General features: G+C 36.8%; 24 protein-coding genes and 1 pseudogene. 15 read left to right on the top strand and 10 right to left on the bottom strand.

Going from position 1 to position 25,025, the window contains the following annotated elements:
* The first annotated feature begins 12 nt into the window (after positions 1–12).
* The 3 genes from K7A41_RS17965 to K7A41_RS17955 all read left to right on the top strand — a co-directional run bounded on the left by K7A41_RS17965 (position 13) and on the right by K7A41_RS17955 (position 2,523).
* Positions 13–1,245 carry an MFS transporter gene (locus K7A41_RS17965; protein ID WP_028069679.1) on the top strand — a complete coding sequence of 411 codons (1,233 nt, stop codon included), beginning with the start codon at positions 13–15 and terminating at the stop codon, positions 1,243–1,245.
* 589 nt (positions 1,246–1,834) lie between these two features.
* Positions 1,835–2,077, top strand: coding sequence for a hypothetical protein (locus K7A41_RS17960; RefSeq protein ID WP_028069680.1), 243 nt, complete (start codon positions 1,835–1,837; stop codon positions 2,075–2,077).
* Entirely contained in the window at positions 2,056–2,523 is a 468-nt protein-coding gene (locus K7A41_RS17955) for a hypothetical protein (protein WP_265714781.1), read from the top strand. The genes K7A41_RS17960 and K7A41_RS17955 overlap by 22 nt, the downstream gene beginning before the upstream one ends.
* Here K7A41_RS17955 and K7A41_RS17950 read toward each other — a convergent pair.
* From K7A41_RS17950 to K7A41_RS17935, 5 genes and pseudogenes are all read right to left on the bottom strand, one after another.
* A complete protein-coding gene (locus K7A41_RS17950) occupies positions 2,504–2,686 on the bottom strand; it encodes a hypothetical protein (protein ID WP_028069684.1) in 183 nt (60 codons plus the stop codon). The genes K7A41_RS17955 and K7A41_RS17950 overlap by 20 nt on opposite strands.
* Positions 2,676–3,254, bottom strand: coding sequence for a zeta toxin family protein (locus K7A41_RS17945; protein ID WP_028069685.1), 579 nt, complete (start codon positions 3,252–3,254; stop codon positions 2,676–2,678). The genes K7A41_RS17950 and K7A41_RS17945 overlap by 11 nt, the downstream gene beginning before the upstream one ends.
* Positions 3,255–3,355: 101 nt before the next feature.
* Positions 3,356–3,457 (bottom strand): annotated as a pseudogene (locus K7A41_RS23765) (transposase); the annotation flags it as partial.
* Between the two features lie 168 nt (positions 3,458–3,625).
* Positions 3,626–4,372 (bottom strand): metallophosphoesterase, encoded by a 747-nt coding sequence (locus K7A41_RS17940; RefSeq protein WP_265714780.1) that lies wholly within the window; start codon positions 4,370–4,372, stop codon positions 3,626–3,628.
* Positions 4,369–4,707, bottom strand: a complete 339-nt coding sequence (locus K7A41_RS17935) for an energy transducer TonB (protein ID WP_265714779.1) — start codon at positions 4,705–4,707, stop codon at positions 4,369–4,371. The genes K7A41_RS17940 and K7A41_RS17935 overlap by 4 nt, the downstream gene beginning before the upstream one ends.
* A gap of 666 nt (positions 4,708–5,373) precedes the next feature.
* Here K7A41_RS17935 and K7A41_RS17930 point away from each other — a divergent pair.
* The 3 genes from K7A41_RS17930 to K7A41_RS17920 all read left to right on the top strand — a co-directional run bounded on the left by K7A41_RS17930 (position 5,374) and on the right by K7A41_RS17920 (position 8,290).
* Entirely contained in the window at positions 5,374–6,210 is an 837-nt protein-coding gene (locus K7A41_RS17930; protein ID WP_265714778.1) for an SDR family NAD(P)-dependent oxidoreductase, read from the top strand.
* A gap of 93 nt (positions 6,211–6,303) precedes the next feature.
* Entirely contained in the window at positions 6,304–7,254 is a 951-nt protein-coding gene (locus K7A41_RS17925) for a helix-turn-helix domain-containing protein (RefSeq protein ID WP_265714777.1), read from the top strand.
* A gap of 379 nt (positions 7,255–7,633) precedes the next feature.
* Complete coding sequence (locus K7A41_RS17920; protein WP_028069691.1) at positions 7,634–8,290, top strand: CPBP family intramembrane glutamic endopeptidase; 657 nt, start codon at positions 7,634–7,636, stop codon at positions 8,288–8,290.
* 36 nt (positions 8,291–8,326) lie between these two features.
* On the opposite strand, the gene K7A41_RS17915 is transcribed toward K7A41_RS17920, so the two are convergent.
* The 3 genes from K7A41_RS17915 to K7A41_RS17905 all read right to left on the bottom strand — a co-directional run bounded on the left by K7A41_RS17915 (position 8,327) and on the right by K7A41_RS17905 (position 10,302).
* On the bottom strand, positions 8,327–8,869 hold the full coding sequence (locus K7A41_RS17915) for an HAD family hydrolase (protein WP_037533042.1): 543 nt from the start codon (positions 8,867–8,869) through the stop codon (positions 8,327–8,329).
* Positions 8,870–9,063: 194 nt separating this feature from the next.
* Positions 9,064–9,816, bottom strand: a complete 753-nt coding sequence (locus tag K7A41_RS17910) for a DUF4241 domain-containing protein (RefSeq protein ID WP_265714776.1) — start codon at positions 9,814–9,816, stop codon at positions 9,064–9,066.
* Between the two features lie 78 nt (positions 9,817–9,894).
* Positions 9,895–10,302 carry a GNAT family N-acetyltransferase gene (locus K7A41_RS17905; RefSeq protein ID WP_265714775.1) on the bottom strand — a complete coding sequence of 136 codons (408 nt, stop codon included), beginning with the start codon at positions 10,300–10,302 and terminating at the stop codon, positions 9,895–9,897.
* Positions 10,303–10,954: 652 nt separating this feature from the next.
* Between K7A41_RS17905 and K7A41_RS17900 the strand changes: the two genes are divergently transcribed.
* The 8 genes from K7A41_RS17900 to K7A41_RS17865 all read left to right on the top strand — a co-directional run bounded on the left by K7A41_RS17900 (position 10,955) and on the right by K7A41_RS17865 (position 20,271).
* A complete protein-coding gene (locus tag K7A41_RS17900; RefSeq protein ID WP_265714774.1) occupies positions 10,955–11,341 on the top strand; it encodes a hypothetical protein in 387 nt (128 codons plus the stop codon).
* Between the two features lie 42 nt (positions 11,342–11,383).
* Positions 11,384–11,908 carry a hypothetical protein gene (locus tag K7A41_RS17895; RefSeq protein WP_265714773.1) on the top strand — a complete coding sequence of 175 codons (525 nt, stop codon included), beginning with the start codon at positions 11,384–11,386 and terminating at the stop codon, positions 11,906–11,908.
* A 259-nt stretch (positions 11,909–12,167) separates the two neighbouring features.
* Complete coding sequence (locus K7A41_RS17890) at positions 12,168–12,485, top strand: hypothetical protein (RefSeq protein WP_265714772.1); 318 nt, start codon at positions 12,168–12,170, stop codon at positions 12,483–12,485.
* A 609-nt stretch (positions 12,486–13,094) separates the two neighbouring features.
* Entirely contained in the window at positions 13,095–13,616 is a 522-nt protein-coding gene (locus tag K7A41_RS17885; RefSeq protein ID WP_265714771.1) for a hypothetical protein, read from the top strand.
* A gap of 39 nt (positions 13,617–13,655) precedes the next feature.
* Positions 13,656–14,207 (top strand): hypothetical protein, encoded by a 552-nt coding sequence (locus K7A41_RS17880; protein WP_265714770.1) that lies wholly within the window; start codon positions 13,656–13,658, stop codon positions 14,205–14,207.
* A gap of 421 nt (positions 14,208–14,628) precedes the next feature.
* Positions 14,629–15,252: a hypothetical protein gene (locus K7A41_RS17875; protein WP_265714769.1), complete on the top strand. Its 624-nt coding sequence runs from the start codon at positions 14,629–14,631 to the stop codon at positions 15,250–15,252.
* A gap of 294 nt (positions 15,253–15,546) precedes the next feature.
* Entirely contained in the window at positions 15,547–15,759 is a 213-nt protein-coding gene (locus K7A41_RS17870) for a YbjQ family protein (RefSeq protein ID WP_265714768.1), read from the top strand.
* A gap of 81 nt (positions 15,760–15,840) precedes the next feature.
* Positions 15,841–20,271 carry an AAA domain-containing protein gene (locus K7A41_RS17865; RefSeq protein WP_265714767.1) on the top strand — a complete coding sequence of 1,477 codons (4,431 nt, stop codon included), beginning with the start codon at positions 15,841–15,843 and terminating at the stop codon, positions 20,269–20,271.
* Positions 20,272–20,906: 635 nt separating this feature from the next.
* On the opposite strand, the gene K7A41_RS17860 is transcribed toward K7A41_RS17865, so the two are convergent.
* Positions 20,907–21,848 (bottom strand): CBASS cGAMP synthase, encoded by a 942-nt coding sequence (locus K7A41_RS17860; RefSeq protein WP_265714766.1) that lies wholly within the window; start codon positions 21,846–21,848, stop codon positions 20,907–20,909.
* A 4-nt stretch (positions 21,849–21,852) separates the two neighbouring features.
* Positions 21,853–22,866: a CBASS cGAMP-activated phospholipase gene (locus K7A41_RS17855; protein ID WP_265714765.1), complete on the bottom strand. Its 1,014-nt coding sequence runs from the start codon at positions 22,864–22,866 to the stop codon at positions 21,853–21,855.
* Positions 22,867–23,454: 588 nt separating this feature from the next.
* Between K7A41_RS17855 and K7A41_RS17850 the strand changes: the two genes are divergently transcribed.
* The gene (locus tag K7A41_RS17850; RefSeq protein ID WP_265714764.1) at positions 23,455–24,900 is read left to right on the top strand and encodes a sigma 54-interacting transcriptional regulator; all 1,446 of its coding nucleotides are present in this window, start codon (positions 23,455–23,457) and stop codon (positions 24,898–24,900) included.
* The last annotated feature ends 125 nt before the right edge of the window (positions 24,901–25,025 follow it).

Raw genomic sequence — 25,025 nt, 5'->3', positions numbered from 1 at the left:
AAACCTAAAATAATGATAAACACGACATCAAAACGTTATGCCTGGCTAATCGTCATCTTCCTGTGGGTGGTCGCCTTTCTAAATTATTTTGACCGCCTGTTGATGACTTCGATGCGGGATCCGATTCTCAGCGAATTTCAGTTAAACGATGCGCAGTTCGGCTTGCTGACGGCCGTCTTTTTATGGTGTTATGGCATTGTGAGTCCCTTTGGGGGCTATATGGCCGATCGGTACTCCCGCAGGAAAGTAATTCTTTTCTCGGTATTCGTCTGGTCTGCGGTTACGCTTTGGACGGGCTATGCGCGCTCATTTCCCGAATTATTGCTGACACGGGTGTTGATGGGCGTCAGCGAGGCCTGTTATATTCCTGCTGCCCTGGCATTGATCAGTGATTACCATAGTGGCCGTACGCGTTCCCTGGCCACGGGGCTACATATGTGCGGACTCTATACGGGAATGGCCATGGGCGGTCTGGGGGGATATATCGCCGAATATTGGGGCTGGCGCCAGGGATTTCATGTCTTTGGTCTTTTCGGTGTTGTGTACGCACTGCTACTGGCCTATACCTTACGCGACCGGGTTGTTCCTGCTGCACCGAACGAACCGGCACCAGAGCAGCGAGAGACGGTGCAGCTCAAAGCCATTTTGCAAAGCCTATTTCGCCTGCCTTCCTTTTATGTCATTATGATCTATTTTGCCGTTCTGGGCATGGCAAACTGGCTGATCAACGGTTGGCTTCCCACATTTCTGAAGGAACAGTTCAGCCTTGATCTCGGCCAGGCGGGCATTTCGGCCACCGGATATATGCAGATCGGCTCTTTTGCCGGTGTCGTTATGGGCGGTTTATTGGCGGACCGCTGGCAACGCCGGAATAAGCGCGCCCGGCTGTATGTGATCGTCCTGGGCTTTGCGCTGGGCGCCCCCTTTTTGTTCTTTATGGCCTGGACCCATGTTTTTACCTGGGCAATTCTCGCGATGCTTGTCTTCGGACTGGCACGCGGATTCAATGATGCCAATCTGATGCCGCTCTTACGGCAGGTGGCCGACAGCCGCTACAGCGCCACGGCCTATGGCTTCCTAAATTTTTTGAGCACCATTGTCGGCGGACTGATGGTTTACGTTGGGGGCGCCCTGAAAGATGCCGACGTGAGCCTGGCGATTACCTATCAGGTTGTGGCAATCGGGCTGCTGCTGGCTGCGCTGTCCCTGCTGCTGGTAAAAGTTAAAAACGATACGATACAATAAAATAAGAGCTATAGCCTTTCCCTGCACGAAATGAAAGCAAACAATAAACTCGGCAGGAGGGTAGGGTTTACAAGCGACAAACTGCGTCTCGCTGGCGCATAAACAAAAAAAGATGAAAAAGAACGTAGGATTTATAATTGCCTGTTACTTGATAATCTGTACATCGCGGGCGAGGACCGTAAGTTTTACCCTGCCAGACATCAGCTGAGGGGGGCTCAGTTACTGGTATTCGCCGATCAGGTAAAGGTACCGAAGGCAGTGCGTTTTGGTTTTACCAACAGCGCTACACCCAATCTTTTCAATAGCAGAGGCCTGCCGGTATCACCATTCCGTACCGATGATTGGCCGGATTTTGAATAAGGGAAATGTAAGCACATAACATAGCATATTCTTAGCTGAATATTCAAATGGAGATTCCATAGAAAATATAGCAAAGGAATACCAGGAATCACTGAGATTTTATGTTTTTAATCCGACAAATGCATTTGGCAAAAATTTTATAATTTTGTTTTACGAGATTTGGCTCTAAATATATCTTATTCAAAACAAGTTGGTAAATATTTTGTATATTTAGATCAGGGAGGTTATTATGGCATCATTATTAAAATCAAGAGAAGAGCGCAAAAAGTTAAATCAAGCAGCAAAACAGGCTTCCGAAATTGCAAATAAGGAGAACAGAGCTTTAGATTTATCTATTCAGGTTGTAGAGAACGGATATGTCGTTGAAAAACGTGTAGATGGGACTCGTCAGATTATAAAAAAGATAGATCGGATTAAGAGTAAAGTGAAATTAAAAAAAGGTATTGTTTTATGCCTAGAGCCAAAAGGTTAAGAGTGTTTGCCGGTCCAAACGGTTCGGGTAAATCAACTTTATATAAACAAATCAGTAGCCAGTTTAATACTGGCTATTTTGTTAATTCAGATGAGATTGAACAGGAGATCAGTAAAGCAGGCTTTATAAATCTTAGTCGCTTTGGATTGAAGCTTACTCAGGAGGACTTGGAGCAATTTTTTGGCCGGGATCAATCAATAACACTTTTAGAAAAGGCTGAAGCTTCTGGGCATTCGATATCTATTGCTATTCGCGAAAATATGATCGTGGACAAGTCAAAGGATACACATAGTTACGAAGCGTCGCTTATTACCTCTTTTATACGGTATCATTTACTCGAATATGGTATTAGTTATTCATTTGAGACAGCAATGAGTCATACATCCAAACTGGAAGAAATTGAAGAAGCAAGTGAAAGAAAAGAAACTATTTTGGTAAATTCATAAGTAGCTCCTTTGCAGGCACTTCTTGTATTTTACCATCAACCTTTACCACCAAGCTCTCACCCTTTGCTGCGCTTTCTTCTGCTAATTTTCGTAAAGCCTTTTGCACTCCTAAACGAATTCGTTCAGCAAGATTGATATTTTCAATATTTACCTTATCGTTCATTATGGTATTTAGATTTTAGTGTTGACCAAATTTCGCTATTTGCAACGAATTCTCCAAATTTATCACCCTGAGCAATTATTTCAGGTATTAAATCCATGTTGTCAAAGACCAACCAGCGATCACATATTGGAATATAAATGTTAAACAAGTTTTCTAAACCACGTTGATATCGTCTTTCTATTACATCAGAAGGAATATTGTGCCCTCCGTTTTCTACCCTTTTCTTTACACGTTGTATAGCCAGCAAAGGTGAGTCGAGCCAAAAGTAAAGTACTGTGACTGAATAGCCGATTTTTTGAGCATCTATTACTAAATTTCTATAGCTCCTAGTAGAAAGTGTTGTTTCAAATGCGAAATCAACTTTGGACTTTATTAATTCCGCTATACGTTCCAACATAATACGCCCAGCTGATACGGCTACACTTTGTGGGTTAAATGGAGAAATACCTGCGGCTATATTGTCAGCATTTACAAATTCTCGGCAATCTAAAATCTCTGGTAATACAGTATAACTCGCAGTTGTTTTTCCAGCTCCATTGCATCCCGAGATGATATAGATATTTGGCATATGATTTTTTTTGTCAAAATAAGGAAAATTGGCTGAATTATAAGACACCAGCTATCTTTTAAACTCATATCTGCATATTACTTGGGCCAGGTGTATTCTCCACTTACGGTAATACGCGATATTTCTGCGGCAGAGATCTCCATTGCATACATTTCGCATATAAACTCGCTTATCGCCCGTGTGCTCATTCCTTTGGCGTAGACCAAAATCCATTGTCTTTGTGCGAAAGGAATCTTGGCACCCAATAGCGAGGATAGTAAAGGCAGAAATATAGAATACTTTTATGAACTGTTTCATACTATGGCTTATGCATTGAATTTACAAAATCCGTTTGAAAAAGCACAAGACGTGGTCAATTTAAAAAAAGTGATTTATACTTCTATAACAAGATTATTTTTAAATCCATTATACGTTTCATTGATATAGCCGTGTGGATTGCATATTATTTCGGTGTTACCGATTTTATAATTTACAGGAGTATGTATATGGCCATGGATCCAGTAGGAGGGTTGATGCTTTATTATAAAGTCTTCCATATCTGAGACGTAGGCGGCGCTTATCGGATCGTCCAAATACTTCATCGGCAGGGATTGAATGCTCGGCGCATGGTGCGTCACGACGATATTACATTCCGCTGCACTATAGCTAAGACTTTCCTCCAGCCATTGCCTCGAAGTTTGATGGATTCTAAAGGTATCGATACTTCTCAATTTGGCATAATTGTCTCCTAATCTGATCTTCTTATAATCATTCATCCGGCTTTGGCATAGCGATCCATATGCGGCGGGATTGCCCTTTAAGGAAAAATCAGTCCAGAGTGTACAGCCATGGAAACAAACGTGGTCGATCTTCAAAGATTCATTTTCCAACACATGGATATTTGAGTTACTTGCTGCATCTTTGATTTTATATAATGTTTTCGGATACGCTCCCTTATAATATTCATGATTGCCCAGCACATAAATGATCGGTATATCCAATGAGAGTGATTTTAGCCAGCTGATCCCTTTTACTCCTAGATCAGTATCTCCAGCCAATACAAGTACATCTGCTAATTTCAGATTGAAATCGTTGTATCCAAATTCTCTGTGCAGATCGCTAACTATGTGGATTTTCATCTTTGTCTTTTTGTATCATTATCTAATTTTATCTCACCATTACTAAATGATAGGGGAAATGTATAGCCGCATTTTACCGCACTGCCATTTTGATATCCTGGTTTCCACAGACTTGATTTCCTAACCAATGATATTAACGTTTCACCAGTTTGATAACCAATATCTTTGGCTATCTGGAAATTACTGAGCTTACCATCTTCCCCAACCGTAAAAGTGATGATCAGTTTGCCGTTTACTTTTGCTTTCCTGGCTTCCATTGGAATCTTATAATTCTTAACAACCCAATTTTTAAATCCGTTAGTACCATAAGGTGGCTCAGGAAATACTTCGTTCATGTGAGGCGGAAGTTCCGCTATTGAGTCCGAAATAAGGGATTGTCCAAAAGCTTGCGATAACAGGCCTATTGATAAAATACATATAAATGATAACTTACGGATCGAGAAAATTCCCATAGTATTAATAAATATAACTCAGTAGCTAATTTACATATCTATTTTGTATCAAGATACAAAATGATTAATCTAATTATAAGGCAGATATTGATTGATTATATTACGTTTATAAATGACTTCAAACATCAGTTTTCTCCAAATATGGAAGAATTTGAACAAAAAAGCGGTGGAAATCGTTCGGGATACATCAATGGATGCAATTACCAAAGTTTAGGGGATGCATCCCCTTTCAAAAACATGAAATATTTTTCTCAACTTTGTGGTACCCACACAGCCATTTGGATTTTCGGGAGTCCGAAAATCCAAATTCTAAAACTGGTGAAATAAAAAAGATGTGGAAGCAATATCCTAGAAAATCGGGGTGATCACTTTTTCTGATGCTGTTGTTCCGGATAAATTATGAATTCCATATCTCTAATATTTGTTTTTTATAACGATTTGGTTTTAATAGTTTGTTTTTCTTCATTTTGGTTAGGATAATCCTCATTTTAGCAACGTAAGTATATCTATTTAGAACCAACTTTGCAGATATACTTATACAGTTAAAACATGGAAAATAAACAGAAAGAAAAAGTTTGGTTCATTACAGGATCTTCAAGAGGTTTTGGAAAAATATGGACAGAAGCCGCTTTGAAACGAGGAGATAAAGTCGCCGCTACAGCACGCAATATCAATAGTATTGTCACATTAAAAGAAAAATATGGCGATCAGGTCTTGATTCTTGAAGTGGATGTAACCAATGCCTCACAAGTACAAAACGCTATTAGCAAGGCCAACGAATATTTTGGAAGATTGGATATTGTGTTTAATAATGCCGGATATTCTTTGGTAGGAACCATCGAAGAGGGCAGCACCGATGAGGTAAAAGCCATGTACGAAACCAATATTATGGGACCTATCCATGTGATTCAGGCAGCATTACCTATACTGCGGGCCCAGGGTCATGGCCATATTTTGGGGACATCCAGCGCAGTTGGTATTTATAGCAATCCTCTTATTGGGTATTATTGTTCTTCAAAATTTGCGTTTGAAGCCATTTACGATAGTTTATCTAAAGAAGTTGCCGGATTTGGCATCAAAGTAACGCTGATTGAACCGGGAGCATATAGTACAGAATTTGGCAGTGCTGAATCGCTAAAAATAGCCAGCAAAAAACTAGCGGATTATGATGATTTGAAAAGCAGTTTGATGGAAAATTTACAAAAACTGGAACGAGGAAATCCTTTAGCCACTTCCGAAGCTATATTTGCTGTTGTCGATGCTGACAATCCGCCGTTGAGATTACTTTTGGGTAAAAACGATCTGCCACATATCCAACAAATCTATTCTGAACGCATTCAGGAATGGGAAACTTGGAAAACTATTTCAGAAGCAGCCCAAGGGTAATCCATCTAAGATATTTTTGACACGCTTTTATTCGCTTTTCTTTTTTTAATGAAAAGCGAATATTGCTTAACTTGTAATCTCGAATTTTATAACATGGTTTCAAAAAAATCGAATCATTCTGTAAAAAGATTTAATACGCTGGCTGACGTAATGGAGGCATCTGGTTTTCCACCCCCAAAGCATCCATTAATCGTTTTGTTGAACGGTGTAGACAAACCACTTAAAGGTCGAGCTCCTAACAAATCGCATGTATTGAACTATTATAAAATAGCTTTTAAACCGGATGCTGGAGGTAAATTAATGTATGGTCATACCAAATTTGATTTTAAAGAGGGTGGTTTGTTTTTTGTGGCTCCTCAGCAAGTTCTCTCATCTATTAAAGAAGATAAGCAAAAGGAAACTGAAGAACAAAAAGTGCTTAGCTCACAGATTACACTGCTTATAGATCCTGATTTTTTACTGCAATATCCGCTAGCACAAAAGATCCATCAGTACCACTTTTTCTCTTATGCTACCAATGAAGCGTTGCACCTTTCGGACAAAGAAAAAGAAACCATTCTGTCACTTTTCAGAAATATAGAAGATGAACTTGAGAACCGTATAGACGAGATGAGTCATCATGTGATCATCTCCCAGATTGAACTTTTGCTAAATTATGCCCAACGATTTTATAACAGGCAGTTTCTGACCCGAAAACAAAACTATCCGAGTATAGCCGAGCGCATCGATCAATTGTTGGAGGATTATTTTAATAGCGATAAGGTCCTGAGTGGGGGAGTTCCTACCGTTAATTATCTCGCTGACCAGCTGCATATGTCAGCAAGTTATCTAAGTGATCTATTAAGAAATCTTACAGGGCAAAACACTCAACAAATCATTCATAATAAAATGATTTACCGTGCTAAAAATAAGCTATCTTCCACAGCTCTCAGTATTTCTGAAATTGCATTTGAATTGGGTTTTGAACAGCCTCAATCCTTTAGCAGATTATTTAAACTAAAAACCAAACAAAGCCCACAGCAATATAGAGCTCAATTCAATTAATTTTTACAATTGATTAAACTCACCGGTATTTTCACCTACTGCATCCATCTGCATTATGATAAAAAATTTCAGTTTCCTGATCATTATGTAACACTGTTTTTATTATATCCCAAATTGATGGCTGTAAAGTTTAAACTTAATTATTAGCTTAGTATCATATTATTTTCTTTCTCGACATAGCATGGTGTCATGGTGCACGCTAATCAGCTAGGAAATTGATTCGGGAATACCACAGCAAGAATGTGAGATCTTGAATGAAAAGTTTGCGGAGTATCTTTCGATACAAAAATAATTTAAGAAGCATAATTTCTATAACTTTATTATAAGCTTTACTGCTGTTACAAAACTTAATTTAACAAAGGATTTTATTTTACCAGTGATGGAAAGAATGACAGTTTCAGCCATTGAAAATATTGGATTTATCATATTTCTTGTAGTATTTCCCCATTTCGTTCCTTTACCTTTTTATTCCTATGCTATTGTGTGTCTCACAGCAATCTACCTGATGCTGAGAAGAGATAAGAAGACATTTCGAGATATAGGGCTACTAAAAGAAAAGTTAACCTTCAAAGCATTTTTCTTAGGTGCAGTTACTGCAATAGTCTGGGTTGCCTTTATGCAATTAGTTTATATACCTACCATAAAATACTTTTTTCAAGTTCCAGAATATTCAGAATACAATTACATCAAAAGTAGTTTGGCAAGACTCGTGATAACTATCGCTGCAGCTTTGATAATTGGCGGGTTTTACGAAGAGGTCGTATTTCGAGGTTATATACAAAATGTGCTGGAGAATAGAATATTCAAAAGGTACCGTCCTATTGTCAGCGTGCTAATAGCAAGTGTGCTTTTTGGTCTTTATCATTTGCAACAAGACATCTTTGCTGTTGTTGCCGCAGCGATGGGCGGACTTTATTGGTCTATTTTGTATAAAAAGTCTGGCAATCTTTGGGCTGCAATATTTTCCCATGCATTATTTGATACTATTACCCTTATCCTTATCTATAAGAATGCATTGGGAGTTTTCTCCTTTTAAACCATTTCTGTGAACAGGATTATGTTCGCCTGCTATTCAAGACCTTACTTCATCCCTCCAACGCCTTTTGTCAATTCTCCTGACATTATCAACATTTTTAAATTTCTTCAAATAGGAAGCCAATAGGAGTAACTCATCATCGTTAGCGTTCCCTGTAAATTCAGGTATTCGGATCGCATTGCCATAGTTTAACATTGATTTTTCGGCAGTATCATCTATGATAAGCGTTCTTTCCAATAAGAAGCCTTTGCGTTTTACTTTGGATAACCTTTTAACGTAATAATACTCATCAGTCACACTCATCCGTTTTTTTGTCGTGCGAGATCGTCCCCAGACAAACTCAAAATTGACAGTGGCTGGTTTTATTTTATCAACGAGTTCTTGCACGTACTTATCATCCGCAGAGCTCCAAATGGCCAGTTTAAAATCCCCAGCCATCTCTGATAAAAAATAGGCTAAATTTGGACGGACATACACATAATACTGCCCTACAACAAAGTCTTCATGCTGTACCAACCTATCTTTTGTTGCGTACAACAATGTCTCGTCCAAATCCAATACTAAAAGAGCTTCTTTCATATTATTTATACAGATTCAGTTGCGGGATTCTAACTTTAATATCCAAATTCCTCGAAGAATCCGACTCCAATAAAGATCAATGCTAAAACAATGAGGTAACCATATGTGAAAACTACAATCAGCAATCCAAGTAGGATTGTCAATAAACCTAGTATTTTGGTGAACTTATGAGTCGTTTCATTATTGGCTTCTTTTTAGTACTCCCCAACATTCCGCCAAAGTACAATATCAAAGTCAGTCAACAGCTGACAAATTCTACCCTCGCTGTCCCTTCCGAGGTAAGTAGCATAAAAACCATCTCCATACCCCGTGGAGAAAAAGACGGCATTTTGATTCTGAAAGCTGTAATTTAAATAATCCTCAAATTTTTCGGAAAACATATTGTCCCAGTTTTTATCGAGCAGCGTATTCAGACTATTCTTTGCGACTTGATCGACGAAAAGACCTAGTCCTGCATCTACTCCATATCCATATATTTCCTTGGATTTGAGGGGGAGTGGTACCTGTCCCGGTAATAACGCAAACTCCCATTTATGGATGGGCTTATCGGAGAATTTTACTCGTGCAAATGCGACCCGTCGATCGTTATTGGCATTGATATTTGCCATTGCCAATTCGACCGGAAACTCACCAACCGGAAAATTTTCACTAAAAGCTACCGCATCGCTTAACATAACAGGATCAGTAGCGATAATCTGGCCTGACGATATCTTTAGGTTTCCTACAGCTATCTTCTCAAAGGTTATTTCCGTGCCGAATTGGGCTACTTTTGTGCTGTTCACGAAACTTCCCTCGAATATATGAGGGAATGCCAACGACGTGTCCCTAATGGTTATTTTCGGTATGGTATCTGTTAGGTCAAGTTCATCTGTTGTTCGGAGGATGTCGTTAGTACTACTTGGAACTTTGTTCTTCGAAGTACATGAAAATAGTGTCACGGCCATCATACATATTGTTATTGATCTTTTGTGCATAGGGAATGATTCTCCTTGTTTAATTCATGACTCTACCGAATGACCTATATTTTAATGATCACCACCGGAATAGATCCACATCGGCTCTGTTTGCCCTGCTCGTTCAAAGCCGTTCTTTTTATAAAAGTCAATAGCCTTTCCGTCGGCGGTGAGCATCTGCATATGGAAACCCTTATAAATCTCTTGCATTTTATCCATAATCAAACGACCAATTCCTTTCCCTTGATAGGAGGGTAGTACTAGTAGATGAGGATAATATACCACGAGATACCCATCGGAAATGGCATTCCCTAGGCCTACCAATGTCGTACCATCCCATGCTGTAACCAGAGAATGCGAATTTGAGAGGGCTTTCATCAGAAGTTCTGGTTTTTCGGCAGCACTCCATTTATTGGCTTGGTAAAGTTGCAGTATGTCATTTTCGTTCAAATCTCTACTAAGGCTAATGGTTATGTTCATATATTATTCCGTGGTTTTCGTCAGTATATTTAAGTAAATGTTCTTCGTTTGTAAATATGCGAACATGTGAAATGGCAGATTATAAACCGTAAAAAACAAATTCATGATCTATTGGAAACATAATGGATTTGTATAGCTTTTTTGATACATGTTCAAATATTGCTTACATATGCTAGTTCATAAGTCTTCATTCTATTGGATTAGCCGGGCAATATAGCGATTATAAGCTTCCCCCATGGGCAGTTCCATATCAGTGGTCAATTGTCTCCGGGTAACCTCAACTGTTTCATTCGATAAGGGATTAACACCTGTTGACTTAACATTTTCCCAATATATTCCAATTCCTCTTTTTTGCCAGGTCGGCAGGTCGTTGAAATTTATGCCATAGGTCGCTTTCCGTTCGCTTGAATCCCGCAATAAATGACCATTTCCATCTAATAATAACTAAATTTTTTCCATAATGAAGCGTCCAATAATAGTAATTTTTAAAGGTTATCCTTTCGTCTTCCATGAAATATGGCTCACTATTTTTTGAATTTACAAAACAGCACTCAAAAGACAAAATATATAACTCAGTAACTATAATTTCTATATCTATTTGTATCCCAGATCTTATCCAAATTCTTATTTTTACTCCCATCTGAAGATCCATATGAAGCCATTAGAAGAAATTGATATTTTTATTTTTGATACATTAACAGGTGTGTTGTTTGATAAAGTACCAGAGTATAAGGAAATCGTTGAAATGGGAGATGATAGTCCTTTCCTAGATCGCTCAACATATTTATTTATGAATGAATTTGCGACATATCTTGGAGGCCAGATCATAGCAGACCGCACAAGCCCTTTTGTCGAAAATTCCTTTGATTATATCAATTATATTGGGCAAAGTCATAACTGTGAAATCATCAACATCGTGCATGTTGGTATACTTGAAATATTATACACGGCGGAGGGAGTTGATCGAGAATGGGTTAAGATGAATCTCAGCGAAAAGCTACAACCTTATTTCGAAGCTTGGTCAAAATATTATAGGTAAGATATTATATTAAAACAGCACTTTGTATCATATTTATATGTAATGAGAAAAATAGTATTTCAAAACATAGACGAGAAAACAAAAAAACTTATGCTTTGTCAGGCAGATGGAGGAGTTTATCTTTTTGGTTATTACAGCTTACAGGACAGTTCTGCAGATTGGGATCATTTCTTTTACACTATGGAAGATGCAATGGAATGTTGCTTTGAAGAATATGGTGTTCATGAAGAAGATTGGATAATAATTGAAGATCAACCTAAAAATTGTCAACAGGACTTTATTATTCCGACAAGGATAAAAGGCAGAGAAGTTGGAAAGCCGGCGTTTGGACAATTACAACAATTAATTAAAGAACAGCGGGTTGACTATGAGATATCAGCGAAATGTATAAGTTTTGACGGCCTTACAGTTGACCAGAGATTACTGACCACCGGACTTATATTTGAGTATGAGAAAGCATTAATTGAAGATAAGGAAAAAGCAATAAAAATTTTGACAGCATTAAACTTAGAAAGACCTTCGATTGATCAATTATTGGATAAACATAACACGAATCAGCACCTATGAAATTAAATGAGATAAAAAATATACAAGATTTCCAGACTTTCCTATTCCAACAAAAGAATGAAAATTTTGTTCAACCAGATGATTCTGATTATTCAAAAACAGTTTGCGGAACCGATTTCAGATCTTAAATTCTATATATTTTACCATCGACTCAAACATTGGAAAATATCCGGTTTTATGACAACCTGAAGTTTATCACCATCAATAACTATATGATAATATCAAATATGAAAATAACTAACAAATGCGTTTGAATAAAATGGCAACAGAAGCGAACAGGCATGACAATATAAGGCTCGAACAATATTTTGACGAAAAAAGTAAAATCGCCTGGGATAATATTGTGTATTGGGCTGAGAGTTACTGGGCAGAATCCGCAGATCAGAAGCTATTGATGGAAAACCTGGATAACAAGCCCGATATAGCTAAGGTAATCTTCGCAAAATTAGGAGACAAAGGTCTGGATTGGATCGATCGGAAAATTCCTGCACTTGATAACCTGAGTCCGAAAGAATGTCTGAACACGAGCGACGGTATAAAAAGATTAAAAGAAGGACTATTAAGAATGGATATATAGGACATTTTATTTTGAATGATTTTAAAAGGAAGTGTATCGGGATATACCCAAAAAGGCCATGATTACGTCATTTACAGACGGTAATAATTTACAACTTTAAAAAAACTCCCAAACTTTGATATTAATTTTATGACAGACAAAAACTTACAGAAATTAAGACAGCCGATAGTCGATGAAACAGATGGGGGTAAATTTTCCAAACTGACAGAAAAATTATTGAAAAGGTATTCAGCAACTGACAGAGAATATGTTTTAAATACCTTAATAGCTTAGCCCTACAGTTGTAATAATCTTGAAAGTTAATATCTGTAAACATATTCATTCAGCATAAATAATGTATATTAGGCTGGGTATTAACCTTGGCCGATTGAAAAGTAGTATTGCATGATAGTAGCCACGACCAATTTCAACATTCCAATAGCTGTCGATGTAGTTGTCGGCGCTAATGTCTTTAACTAAATAGGGGCTGGGTATGTAGATTTCTTTGACGGTGACATTGGGCTAAGTGTAGATATCGACGAAATTTCAGGAAAAGTGAGTCATATGCTTATCTAGCGGTTATGAAGTATAAAATATAGAGCTACCAACCCTTAAAAAGATAACCAATATATGAAGATACAATTGACAATGATTGTCCTGCTGACAACATTAACATTGACCAGCTACGGACAAAATAATGATCATAAATCTGTACATAGCTTGGCAGATACCACTTTTATAAAATCATTGGAAGAAAGGCAATTAGGGGAAAGTAAGTATTCGATTTCTTTACCCACAGATTATGCTATACGTGAAACCAATGGAGAAGATTTTTCCGTTTACTATTTTTATCCTGCTGACACTACAAATCATACTGGTTTTTCGGGAGGCTTATATTTCGGTAATCATCCTAACCAATTTCCAGCTAAAAGCAAAAGTTGCAAAACCGAGCATCTGAAAAATGAAATATTTGATCAAGATGTAAGCTGGACCATTTATAACTGTAATGGAGACTATTCAATTCAAAGCATAATGTATAGCAAAAGCGGCGAGGGGTGGAATGAATTGATTCACATTTTTGGCAAGGCAAAATCAACTAAAGATCTCGACAAATTGCTGTTTATTTTTACGACAATGAAAAAAAAGAAATAATATGCATTACCGTCCGGAATTATCCATGCACAATCTGAAATGCAACGGAAATTGAGCGAATTGCTCAAGCAACGTGCACAGGCGATTCGAATTGATGCAATTATAGTGCTTAGTATAGATATCAACGAAATCTCAAGAAATGGGAATCAGATGTTTCTTCCTAGCAATATGATTATGAATCTTCTAAGGCAATTGAAAAATAACGTCGTATTATTTAGAAAATCTATGAAGCTTAGTGTAGCTATGAATAAGTTAACAGTTTTAGAATCAGAATTGCTTTCTGTTTTCGCTCAGAAATATCAGGCTTTAAATAGCCATATTGAAAAATTATATGTTGTAGAGAGGGAATGTACCCGTGTAGGGCAGTATGTATTTTTCAAGTATTTTGACGAAGAAGATATCCTCCCAATTTCAGAGGATATTTTGTCGGTCGACAAAATCATAATAACCAAAGGAATTGATCTGGGTATTGGATTTGTTGGAAATATAGCGGATTTTAAACTGCATAGTTTAGAATTGTTCGTTTACGGTTCCGATGAATGGGACTGTACTATTCAAAATTTTACTTTAGAGGATCTAAAACAGTTATGATAAAAAAATCGTAACATGGATCAGCCCAAGCCAGCTTTCATATATTGAGGTGCTTCATTAGATCTGAAAGGAACTAAGCTGGCTTTAATAAGAATTGGCGGAAATGGTAAACATATCGATTATAACGTTGACGAATATGCACATGATTTTTTTATTTTTGGTTCCAATGGTGGTGGTACAGCTTATGCAGTTAAAAAAAGCACAAGTGATATTTATGAAATACCATTTATTGGAATGTCAAATGAAGAAGCTGTCTTTAAAAATAAAACCTTTTCAGAATTTATTGAGGGGCTTACCTAATGTTTAGAAACAACTTAAAGTTTAGTTATATGGATTAATATACATAGGTATCAGGAGTTTTAACGGCATATCCAATTGATCAAGAAATGTCCAACAATTTATTTCCGCAAAAAAAGAGCTTATGAAAGAAATCAAAAAACATCAAAATATGCGTACGCTAGCTATTGCACTATTTTCGGTGGTATTTATTTTTTCGTGTATCTCTTGTACTTCCATATCGCCCAAGTATTTGGCACAAACTGCTGCGGCACATAGCGTTTCGAAGGTAGAATTGAAGGAAACATACATCTTTGATAATTATCCCCAGAAGATATTGGGCCATAATCATAGCAGCCAGGAGAAAAGCCCTGCTTATAATGAATATTGTCTATGGAACTATATCGAACCCAATTACTATAAAAAAGACAGCCTGCACTATCTATACAAAACTTCATTGGAGCTCACCCAAAAAAATAAAATCCATTTCAAACTAATTGATACCTTAGGAAATGTCGTACGTGAAAGAACGAGGAAAGTTGAGCCCCAACGGCAAAACTTTGTTTCCTTCAGAAATACCGACTTTGAGATCTATGTATTAGTCAATAGATTCTTTACCGAGACTATTTGCTTTGCACTGGATAAACATGGTGATTTAGTCGTGCCCAGTGAGTCGACAGCAGCCGGTTTTCTTATTCTCTTTCCGCTCGCCGGCGCCCTTAACCACGATGCATATATTTATCGCCGTGTGGATACAGTCGCCAATTGAGACTATATAGATTGGAAAGAAATAATTTTATCGGATTTGCTCCATAGTGCAACTTTATGATATGTGTATGCGCAGTATCCCTATAAATTCCCGATTCAAGTGAGCGATTTCAAATAGTTTTATAAAGAGGGCTGGTTACGGTTTCCCATAACCAACCATTCCTTCAAACCAATACCTTAGCCTTATCAATTTGTAATAATCTTGAAAGTTAGTAACAACAAACATATTAATTCAAAATAAATAATGTATATTAGGCTTGGGTATTAACCTTACCCAATTGAAAAGTAGCATGCCATGATAATAACCACGACCAATCCCATCGAAGGGAGAGAGATTTCACGATATAATGATCCAATAGCTGCCCATGTTGTCATCGGCACCAATATCTTTAGCGATATAGGGGCGGGCTATGTAGATTTCTTTGGCGGCCGCTCCGCCGGCTATGAGAAGAAGATGCAGGAAATGTACAAGCGTGTTACCGAAACACTCAAACGAAGTGTATTATAATTGATTATTTACATCAAGAAAGGGTTAATATCTACACATTCCGTATCATAAATTGAAATATAAAACTTACTATATTTACTAATGTCGCAAAAAATAATTGCACTTGAATTTCTTGAGGAACTTGAAAGCATTCATAAAAATGAGGCTTTATCTTTATCAATAAAATATCCGCAACTCAGGACGTTGTTGGAAAAAGTTTGTAAGAACCTTACCTCGAATAGTTCAACACAGTTTTCCGATTTTTTTTCTAGATTGGTTTATGTTTGCAATGAGTACAAAGTAGATAGGGGAATACACGGATTACGTATTGCGGCCAATAAAGTATTGCATGAGGGGCTTAAACCTGATTACGATGATTATAAAACACATGTATCCCTTTTCGCAGGGTTTCTTAAAGTTATTTACGGCATTAATATTCCCGCGACATTATTATTTGAGAGAAAACAGAGCGTCGATTATGCATCTATCAAAAATGTTCGGTTAAGTGAGGCAAAGGTTTGTATCGTTGAAAAACGTGAGAATCACTTGGTTTGTCACATTGATCCTTTGAGTGTTAAAGAGAAGTATGAGTTTGCTCCCGATAAACTAATAACCATCCAAATATTTGAATCGGGAGTGAATGATGCTATTACATCATGCAATAATTTTTGGGTTGGTGCTTTGTTGTATCTTATTGATATTGAAATTGATAGTAATGGAGTTTTTCACCCCAAGATAATTGTTCTAGAGCCGGATTATCTATTAGATGTATCCTCTATTGCTGAATGTATCCAAGACTATGGAGAAAGCGAACTTTTATTTTTTAAATCAAAGTTTGAAGAAAAGCCTGATTCGAAACATCTCTTATTGGGAAATTTTGCCAACTTAGTTGTTGATGAAGTCTTTTCAAATCCACAGACACCGATAGAATTTAGCAGTGTATTCCGGAAACACTTCAAAACAACCCCACTTGAATATACAACCTGTAAAGATATCAACGATATACAAGAATTTAAAAGCTATCATGAAGATTGCCACAAGCAGTTTTTAAAAATTAAAGATGTTATCGAAAACGGGTTTTCCAAATTAGACATAAATTTAGAGAATATCTCACTTGAGCCATCTTTTTTGTCCGAAAAGTTCGGCCTACAAGGTCGATTGGATATGCTCGATTGGCGAAAAGGTGTTGAGGTGTCCAAGATTATCGAGCTTAAATCTGGAAGCACACCATTTCCTGATGATGGAGCTAGTATTAAAGGCAATCATATTGCCCAATTATTTATGTATTATATTCTTTATTCTCAGGTAGGGAAATTAAGTCTGAGCCAGGTGAATAGTCGGTTACAAGGTTTCATACTATACTCGAAACCTAATGAAGGTAATCTAAGAAATACCGGAGGATATTTAAGAGGATTTCAAAAGGTTATAGATCTTAGAAATAGAATTGTAGCTACTGAACACCTTTTAATTGCAGACAATAAACAAACTACTGAAAATATTCTTTATAGGATAACTCCGCAAAACTTGATCAATAAGACGATTCATCCTAATTTTCGAATTAGGATTGAACCTCAAATAATCGATTTTTTAACTCCCATTTCTTCGGCTACGGATCTAGAGAAAAGTTATTTTATTTCATTTGCAAACTATGTCTCATATGAACATTTTTTAAGCAAAGTTGGAGGACCCGACAGAGATAGGGAGGGGGGATCAAATGGTTTAGCAAGGCTATGGCTGGATAGTTTTGAGGAGAAGAAAAGTAAGTTCGAGATATTATACGACCTGGAAATTGTAGAAAACAAAATTGACAGTGAAGAGCAAGTGATCGTATTTAAAAGAGCCAATCTTGAAAATAAACATGTTAATTTTAGAAAGGGAGATATTTGCGTCCTGTATCCTCGCAATACAGACAGTGAAATTGTATCTCACAGTCAGATCTTTAAGTGTACAGTAAAGGAAATTGTAGGTGACTATGTGACTGTTTATTTTAGATACAAACAGCGCAATAAGGCTTTCTTTGATTCGTTTGGACTGAATGGAAAGTGGGCTTTAGAAAGTGATTTTATGGAGACCTCTTTCAATTCTATGTATAGGAATCTTTATGGTTTTTTAAAAGCTCAACAATCATTTAAAGATTTAATATTGACGCAAAGGCACCCTAAGAAAGAAGGAGATTACGGTTATAGAAATCCATCTCTGTCTTTAGAACAAAGAAAAGTGATCAATAAGGCATTATCAGCCAGTGACTACTTCTTACTGAATGGCCCTCCTGGGACAGGAAAAACCTCGATTATTATTAAAAATCTCGTTAAAGAACTGATTGATGCTCAAAAAAGCATTTTAGTTTTGGCGTATACAAATAGAGCAGTTGACGAACTTTGCGAAGCTATTGATAATGCCTGCGGTGGTCGAGAGAATTTAAATTTTATACGTTTCGGCTCAAGGTTGTCTACTAGCGATGAATACCACGATAATCTTATAGATATTGTGATGGAAGACAAAGAAAAGGAACTCCTTTCATTGAATAAAAAATTTGACCGTGCTGAAGTAAGGAATGTAATTGTTCAGAACAATGTATACGTTTCTACCGTGGCTTCTGTCGGAGGCAAACAGAATATTTTTCAAGTAAAGACTTTCGACTATATTATAGTTGATGAGGCTTCTCAGATCTTGGAGCCGCAATTGGTGGGCATTTTGTCTAAGGCATCTAAGTTTATTCTTATAGGAGACCATAAACAATTGCCTGCAATATCTTTACAGTCAATAGAAAAATCCAAAACAAATGATAAGTTGCTCGAGTCGATAGGACTTTTTAATAGAAAAAATTCCTTATTTGAGCGTCTTTACAAATTCTGCGGAGATCAAGGCTTAACGGATTCGTACGATACATTAACATATCAAGGGCGCATGCATAAAGAGATCTCTTTATTTCCCAATTTTGCATTCTATAAAGGTCTGTTGCTCGAAGCTTATGATACGCCAGATATTAATATTGAAACCAAAAATTTGCTAAAAAGACAGGTTTCAAATTTGGATTTTCACGAGTCTAGTGTAAATACCATATCAAAACTGCTAAGTCAAAAACGTTTGATATTTTTCAATAATAAAAATGTTGATGATCTTTATGCTAAATCCAATTCATTCGAAGCTGATTTTGTCGTTAAAATCGTTAAAGATATTATCTCTTTATATAAATCAAATAATAAAGTATTCGATCCCTATAAAACCATAGGTATTATAGCACCTTTTAGAAGTCAAATAGCCTTTATTAAACAGAAGTTGGAGGAAGCAGTGGTTCCAAACTATGAAGCGATTACTGTGGACTCTGTTGAGCGTTTCCAGGGGAGTCAACGAGATATAATTATTTATTCCTTTTCAATTAATAATCCTTTTCAGCTAAGAGGTATGATAAATTTGAATGACGAAGGCGACGTTGATAGGAAGCTAAATGTCGCGCTTACTAGAGCTAGAGAACAAATGATACTAATTGGTAATGACAATATTTTATCCAGCAATCTGATATACTTGCGCCTGATAGAGTACTGTAAGTCAAAGGGAGGATATATCAACAATTCGTTGCCAGATATCATAAGTGGAGCACCAATCTATTTCCCTGATGATACTATTTCTAAACGTCATGTAAAAACTGTTCAGATTGCCGAACCTTTTAAAGGAGCATTTGAAAGCTTGGTGGAGACCCCGCTTCGAAAAGATAAGCGAACCAACTGGCCGAATCAGATATTAGGGTTGAATACTGATTTTGCCCGTAATAATCTAATACGATATGGTATGGCTGACTTTGACCAGCAGGTCGATTTAAACTACGAGCAGAACGTAGGCGATTTAATAGGTAATCAGGGGCTTCTGACCTATTATACCGCGCGCGAGAATGTGTTGCTATATTGTTATTGGAATATGAGAAAGCAATTTCTTTCCTTGGAAAATATCTTTCTAAATCACAAAGGAATCTTTTTGTCAAAGTTTCAAAAAACGAATGATAGAGTAATGTTTGTAGACTTTGGATGTGGACCTTTGACAGCCTCCTTAGCATTCAATAATGTTTTCAAATCCCATATTGGAAGGAAAGTACATTACTTGGGAGTCGATATTTCTAAGACTATGCTTTCGAAGTCCCAGGAATTCATTGATTCAGGAATCTTTAAACCAAATGATACTTTTGATCTCTGTAGCGCCATAGGCGAAAGTAACTCCAGTTATTATAGGGACGAGTTTATCTTGCCTCATACAGTTGTTATAACTTGTGCTAATTCTCTTTCCAGTCTCGATCTTGATAAAATAGGGAAATTGGCTAACTCTTTAAATGATTTCATTAACCAATATCCTTTGAATAGCTATGTGCTAGTTTATCAAGACCCTGTGAATAGAGATCAGAACCTCAGAAAACTTTTAGAGAAAACACCTAAGTTGAATAAGGTAATAGTTTCAAGGGAAGATGCCGTTTCCTTCGAAAATCAACATCAAGACTGGTATGCAACAAATGAGCATTTCAAATATGAGTTGATTGAGAATTGATTATACGTTTTAAATAATTAATTATTTCCAACAGGCGATCTTGACCAATGTTTTTTAATTTTTGGTAGGAACTTCTGTGGCAGTACCGATATTTTTTATTACTACGGCAAAAACACTTCGATGTGCGTGACGGAATTTCATTTTTATAGATAAATTTTAGTAGTTGATATGCCTTATTTAATTCATTCACGTTTAATAGAGCATATATAGATTCTAAGATCCCTTCTGAGCCATGGGATCTTTCGTTAAGAAAATATCCTTCTTTCTCTCGGAAACTTTGGTTGTGTAAGTACGGTATAAGGTGTTCTTTAATAAAGCTTAAAAGTGTAATTTCTCCAGCGCAGTGGATGTATTCCTCGACGGGTGTACAAATACAAAAATGTCCGTCGGAGTATACGTGCCAATCTATATTATGGGGTAACCGCTTTCCAGTTTCATATACATAGGGGAAGCTGTTGGGATAATTGTCAATACATTCTATTTTTATAGAATATATGTCATATACGGCATTTTTTTCGTCTCTGAGTACAATACTCCCGGTTAAAAACGGAAGTGAATCTTCCCGAATACATAACTGTAGTTCGGGAAATTCACTTATTGTTTCATCAGCATCAGTCGTAAATTTAATGTATGCGTTATTCATGGCCAAATGGATATGATGTTACTGCTCCGACAGCCGCTGCAGCTGCGCCATATGACTTCTTTTCTTCGTTGTCTTCACCAAGAGGAAATCTTTCACCCAAATGTTTGCGCCATTGTTTACTAGCGTCTTTATGATTGGTTCCACGGATTGCCACATCAGCATCTTCGATAAATTTATCCAATGCATCTAAGAACTTTTCTTTGTTGGCATAGTTTTCTAATAGATCATCATTTGGTACAGCAGGTACGATGCATTTAAAAGCTCTATTCAGTTCGTTTTTAATCTCTTTTGCAATGTCTCTTAATGTAATATCATCACGCTCGTTAAGGACAATCTGATCTTTAGCACTGCTTGCTAAAATAGTTAAGGCTAATCCGCTGGGCATTTTGAAGGATTGTTGATTAGCCCAGCCCTTTAGATATTTCACAATTCTAACAAGTCGCCCTTCTTTATCTTTTTTCGCAATAAACCAGTTTACCATGGCTTTGGGATCACTGTCTTCAAAACCAACTCCATTAACTGCGATTTGATACTCTTTTCCCTCTTCTTTATAATAGACAGGATGGTCAATTTCGTAGTCATTCGAAAATATTGAGCGAACACATTTTTTACGATTCTCCGCAGCAGTATTGGTGTAACCGTCAACCGCTTGCCGAACCCATTCTTTAAGTGTTGATGCGGTGACATCTGGTGCACGGAAAAAATAAATTCCATCGTCTAGATCGCAAATATCTTCTGACGTGCGAATTCCATTTTTCATTTTGTAAGATCCCTGGATGTAAAAATATGGGATATACTCCGGGTGGTTTTCCTTGAACCATTTTCTTATTCTGGTACGAAGGCCTTCTTTTGAATTCTTCATTCTCTCATTCTTTTTTGAGCCAATGGATATCTCTGAGTGATAATCCTGAAATAAATTGTGACAGTTTGCCATATTGTTATTGTTTTAAAAAGTTTAAAATTTCTGTTAATCTATTTTTTGCTAACTCCTCCCCAATAGATTTCATTCGGTCTATATGCTTTTTTTTGGAAGAATTAAGTTCTATATTGTCCCCTTTCATATCGTACTGTATCCGCAGATGTTGAAATGTGTTTCCAATTTTCCCCAAAGCACGCTGCAAGAAATTAAGATATTGCTCCGTGATTTGTGCTTGTGTATCTAGCACTATTTCTACGAGCTTCGGGTTTGGAAACAACCAGTCAAATACATTTTTTGGTCGCCAAGAGCGTTTAATAATTTGCTTTCCTTGGCCTGTTCCAAGTGATAGTAAAATTATATTTCCAATTGGAATATCTAGTTTGTCCGTTGCTTCAAACACGCCTATCAAAGCAGGATTATTCGCAAAAATTCCCCCGTCAATCATATTAACATTTGTTCCTTCGCCAAACTCATTTTTAAACGAAAATGTATGAGGAGGGAAATAGACAGGAGCAGAGGCACTCGACATTGCTACATGATAAGCAGGAAGTTTATAATCCCTTCTGTACTCTGGATGATGCTTGGTCTTTAGTACGTTTATTGCTCCGTCATTTCCATTGAAAGCTGGAACGCATACTTTAGTCTTCAGATCATTCATTAATGGGTCTCTTCCTCCGTTAGCATCAGCATATACATCCTTCAATTTCTTCAATAGCTTTTTGTTGCTATATATAGCGTTAAAGAAAGCTCTACTTTTTCGTGGTAAAAAGCGAAATACAAACCGAGGAAAGATGATATTGGCATGGTCTTCGTAAAATTTAGCCAAATCTTTGGCAGGTATCCCTAGGGAGATGCCAATTGCGAGAATCGCTCCAGTTGATGTACCACAAATCAAATCGAAATGTTCGTATAATTTCTTGTCCGGGTCTTCCTTTTGAAGTTCTGCCTCCAACTCAGCCAAGACTTTGGCTGGGATAAGTCCCCTTATCCCGCCTCCATCTATGGAGAGTATTTTAAATTTAGTTTCTCTCATTCTAATTTAACTAAAAGGTTCTCCGCATATAGCATACCAGCTGTTCCACTCTGTCGACACACATCTAGTCAAAGAGATGCTTAGTTGTTTGCAAACCGATTGAGCGTCGTTTACTGCATTACTAGCAGATTTGCTTTCGTGATAGAGAGTTGTGTTTGGAAAGTAAATTGTTTTACAAATTGTTATTCCGGGAATACTGTCTTTGTACCCTAGTTTAAACATCATTTCTTTGAATTCCCGATGTTTAGACGGAATGTCGTAAGTAATTATTATAGCCATATTGTAAAGCTTATAAATTGTTTAAAAATGGAGTCACCTTGTCCAAGATAACTCCTGTTAATTATTTGATTTTTTTGACTGTTTCCTTAACAGTTGTTTTAGGATGTTTATCCGCATAAGTTTTTGTTACGAATTGTCCTGTTCCTGCGTCGCGGTGCACTGATGTTTTCTTGCCATTTTTATATACCTCCTTTCTTTTTCATTTACGGTATACAAGTCTAATCGTGTGCCAAATGAAAAATATTTGTTTTTGGTTTGTTTTAATCATTAATTATATCAATATTTGATTTTTAACTATCAAATATTGATATGAAAACACTTATTTCATGGGTGGCAACTATGCATGATTTTCAACAAGAGAATAACGAGAGAGGTAACAAAGTGAATTTAAGTGGGCCGACGTTCAATTTTCATAGAGATTTCTATAATCATGATAGACATATCATATTATGTAGGGGCAAAGCAGAGGAACCTGATCAAAAAGCTGAATTACTATGTACGGAATTAAGAAAGGAGTTTATCAATCATATTGTCCAGGTCTATTACATCGATATTCAAGATGTTATTAATATAGACGAGATACGAAGTAAAGTTGAATACTACCTTTTAGAGAATCATCTTGACGATGATATCGAGATCTTCTTTTCGCCGGGAACCTCTGCTATGCAGATATCTTGGTACTTGATAAATGAGTCGTCTGCATTTAATACTCGCTTATACCAAGTAAGACCAGGAAAGCATACTAAGAATGGTAAACCAGAATTGCTGCAAATAGCTACGGAAAAGTCAACTATTCCATTGAGTAGCTTAATGAAAGAAAGGGCTTTGAGCAAATATTTTGAGGACTATAAGATAACACAATCGCTGGAGCCTACTTATGAAAAAGCTAAAATGATTGCAGCGGCAGATTCTGTTACATCGTTGATTTATGGAGAAAGCGGCGTTGGAAAAGAACATTTAGCAAACTTCATCCATCAAGAGTCTGCTCGCTCTGGAAAACCTTTCGTCGCCATTAATTGCTCCGCCTTAACGGATGAATTGCTGTCTTCGCAGTTATTTGGCCATAAAAAGGGGGCTTTTACAGGCGCTGTTGAAGATAAAATAGGTTTGTTTGAAGAGGCTAAAGGAGGTACAATCTTTTTGGACGAAATAGGTGATATTTCTCCTTTCATGCAACAGGCATTACTTAGGGTTATTCAAGAGAAAAAAATATTAGGCGTAGGTTCAAGTAAGGAAAAGAAAATAGATGTACGAATTATAGCTGCCACCAATAGGAATTTACCATCGTTATGTGCAGAAGGTCGTTTTCGTTGGGACCTATATTATCGATTAACCGTAACTGAGTTATCATTACCGCCCCTAAGAGAGAGGAAAGAAGAAGAAAGAAGGGAATTGATCGATTTTTTCGTTAAAACTAAGAAAAAAATCTTTAAAAGATCGAAACAGTTGATATTGGATAAAGAAGTTTATCAATTGTTGCTGAATTATCAATTTCCCGGAAACGTCCGTGAATTAGAAAATGTTATCGAAAGTTTCTATGTTTATAATGAAGAAAATGTTGGTATAGGTTCAGTTCCTCATAGAATTTTAGAGCCAAATGAAGACAATAAGTTAGATTTGGCATCCGTTGAAAGACGACATATTACCAACGTTTTAAAGCTTGCAAAGAGCAATGCCGAAGCCGCTAGAATACTTGGCATTGCTGTAAATACGTTGAAGGCTAAAATCAAGATTTTTCAGGACACCGTCTCATAAAGTGTGTAAGTTATAAAAATGCGGAGTTGGAAAGGACTTCGCATTTTTTATTTAATTAACTTTATAAGAGTATGATTGACAAAGAGTCACTATTAAACGACAAGGAGTTCTTAAAGAGTTTTAAG

The organism is Sphingobacterium sp. InxBP1 (assembly GCF_026191775.1).
GTDB classification, from domain to species: domain Bacteria; phylum Bacteroidota; class Bacteroidia; order Sphingobacteriales; family Sphingobacteriaceae; genus Sphingobacterium; species Sphingobacterium thalpophilum.
The sequence above is the reverse complement of the archived record's forward strand: the minus strand, read 5'-3'. Positions and strand labels throughout refer to the sequence as shown.

Bases quoted from the DNA above. Each gene is read 5' to 3' on its own strand.
- K7A41_RS17910 (WP_265714776.1), bottom strand. From the start codon at position 9,816: ATGATGGCCGTGACACTATTTTCATGTACTTCGAAGAACAAAGTTCCA.
- K7A41_RS17850 (WP_265714764.1), top strand. From the start codon at position 23,455: ATGAAAACACTTATTTCATGGGTGGCAACTATGCATGATTTTCAACAA.
- K7A41_RS17855 (WP_265714765.1), bottom strand. From the start codon at position 22,866: ATGAGAGAAACTAAATTTAAAATACTCTCCATAGATGGAGGCGGGATA.
- K7A41_RS17940 (WP_265714780.1), bottom strand. From the start codon at position 4,372: ATGAAAATCCACATAGTTAGCGATCTGCACAGAGAATTTGGATACAAC.
- K7A41_RS17935 (WP_265714779.1), bottom strand. From the start codon at position 4,707: ATGAACGAAGTATTTCCTGAGCCACCTTATGGTACTAACGGATTTAAA.
- K7A41_RS17880 (WP_265714770.1), top strand. From the start codon at position 13,656: ATGCAACGGAAATTGAGCGAATTGCTCAAGCAACGTGCACAGGCGATT.
- K7A41_RS17900 (WP_265714774.1), top strand. From the start codon at position 10,955: ATGAAGCCATTAGAAGAAATTGATATTTTTATTTTTGATACATTAACA.
- K7A41_RS17860 (WP_265714766.1), bottom strand. From the start codon at position 21,848: ATGGCAAACTGTCACAATTTATTTCAGGATTATCACTCAGAGATATCC.
- K7A41_RS17965 (WP_028069679.1), top strand. From the start codon at position 13: ATGATAAACACGACATCAAAACGTTATGCCTGGCTAATCGTCATCTTC.
- K7A41_RS17890 (WP_265714772.1), top strand. From the start codon at position 12,168: ATGGCAACAGAAGCGAACAGGCATGACAATATAAGGCTCGAACAATAT.
- K7A41_RS17875 (WP_265714769.1), top strand. From the start codon at position 14,629: ATGAAAGAAATCAAAAAACATCAAAATATGCGTACGCTAGCTATTGCA.
- K7A41_RS17950 (WP_028069684.1), bottom strand. From the start codon at position 2,686: ATGAACGATAAGGTAAATATTGAAAATATCAATCTTGCTGAACGAATT.
- K7A41_RS17865 (WP_265714767.1), top strand. From the start codon at position 15,841: ATGTCGCAAAAAATAATTGCACTTGAATTTCTTGAGGAACTTGAAAGC.
- K7A41_RS17925 (WP_265714777.1), top strand. From the start codon at position 6,304: ATGGTTTCAAAAAAATCGAATCATTCTGTAAAAAGATTTAATACGCTG.
- K7A41_RS17955 (WP_265714781.1), top strand. From the start codon at position 2,056: ATGCCTAGAGCCAAAAGGTTAAGAGTGTTTGCCGGTCCAAACGGTTCG.
- K7A41_RS17885 (WP_265714771.1), top strand. From the start codon at position 13,095: ATGAAGATACAATTGACAATGATTGTCCTGCTGACAACATTAACATTG.
- K7A41_RS17895 (WP_265714773.1), top strand. From the start codon at position 11,384: ATGAGAAAAATAGTATTTCAAAACATAGACGAGAAAACAAAAAAACTT.
- K7A41_RS17930 (WP_265714778.1), top strand. From the start codon at position 5,374: ATGGAAAATAAACAGAAAGAAAAAGTTTGGTTCATTACAGGATCTTCA.
- K7A41_RS17915 (WP_037533042.1), bottom strand. From the start codon at position 8,869: ATGAAAGAAGCTCTTTTAGTATTGGATTTGGACGAGACATTGTTGTAC.
- K7A41_RS17960 (WP_028069680.1), top strand. From the start codon at position 1,835: ATGGCATCATTATTAAAATCAAGAGAAGAGCGCAAAAAGTTAAATCAA.
- K7A41_RS17920 (WP_028069691.1), top strand. From the start codon at position 7,634: ATGGAAAGAATGACAGTTTCAGCCATTGAAAATATTGGATTTATCATA.
- K7A41_RS17870 (WP_265714768.1), top strand. From the start codon at position 15,547: ATGATAATAACCACGACCAATCCCATCGAAGGGAGAGAGATTTCACGA.
- K7A41_RS17905 (WP_265714775.1), bottom strand. From the start codon at position 10,302: ATGAACATAACCATTAGCCTTAGTAGAGATTTGAACGAAAATGACATA.
- K7A41_RS17945 (WP_028069685.1), bottom strand. From the start codon at position 3,254: ATGCCAAATATCTATATCATCTCGGGATGCAATGGAGCTGGAAAAACA.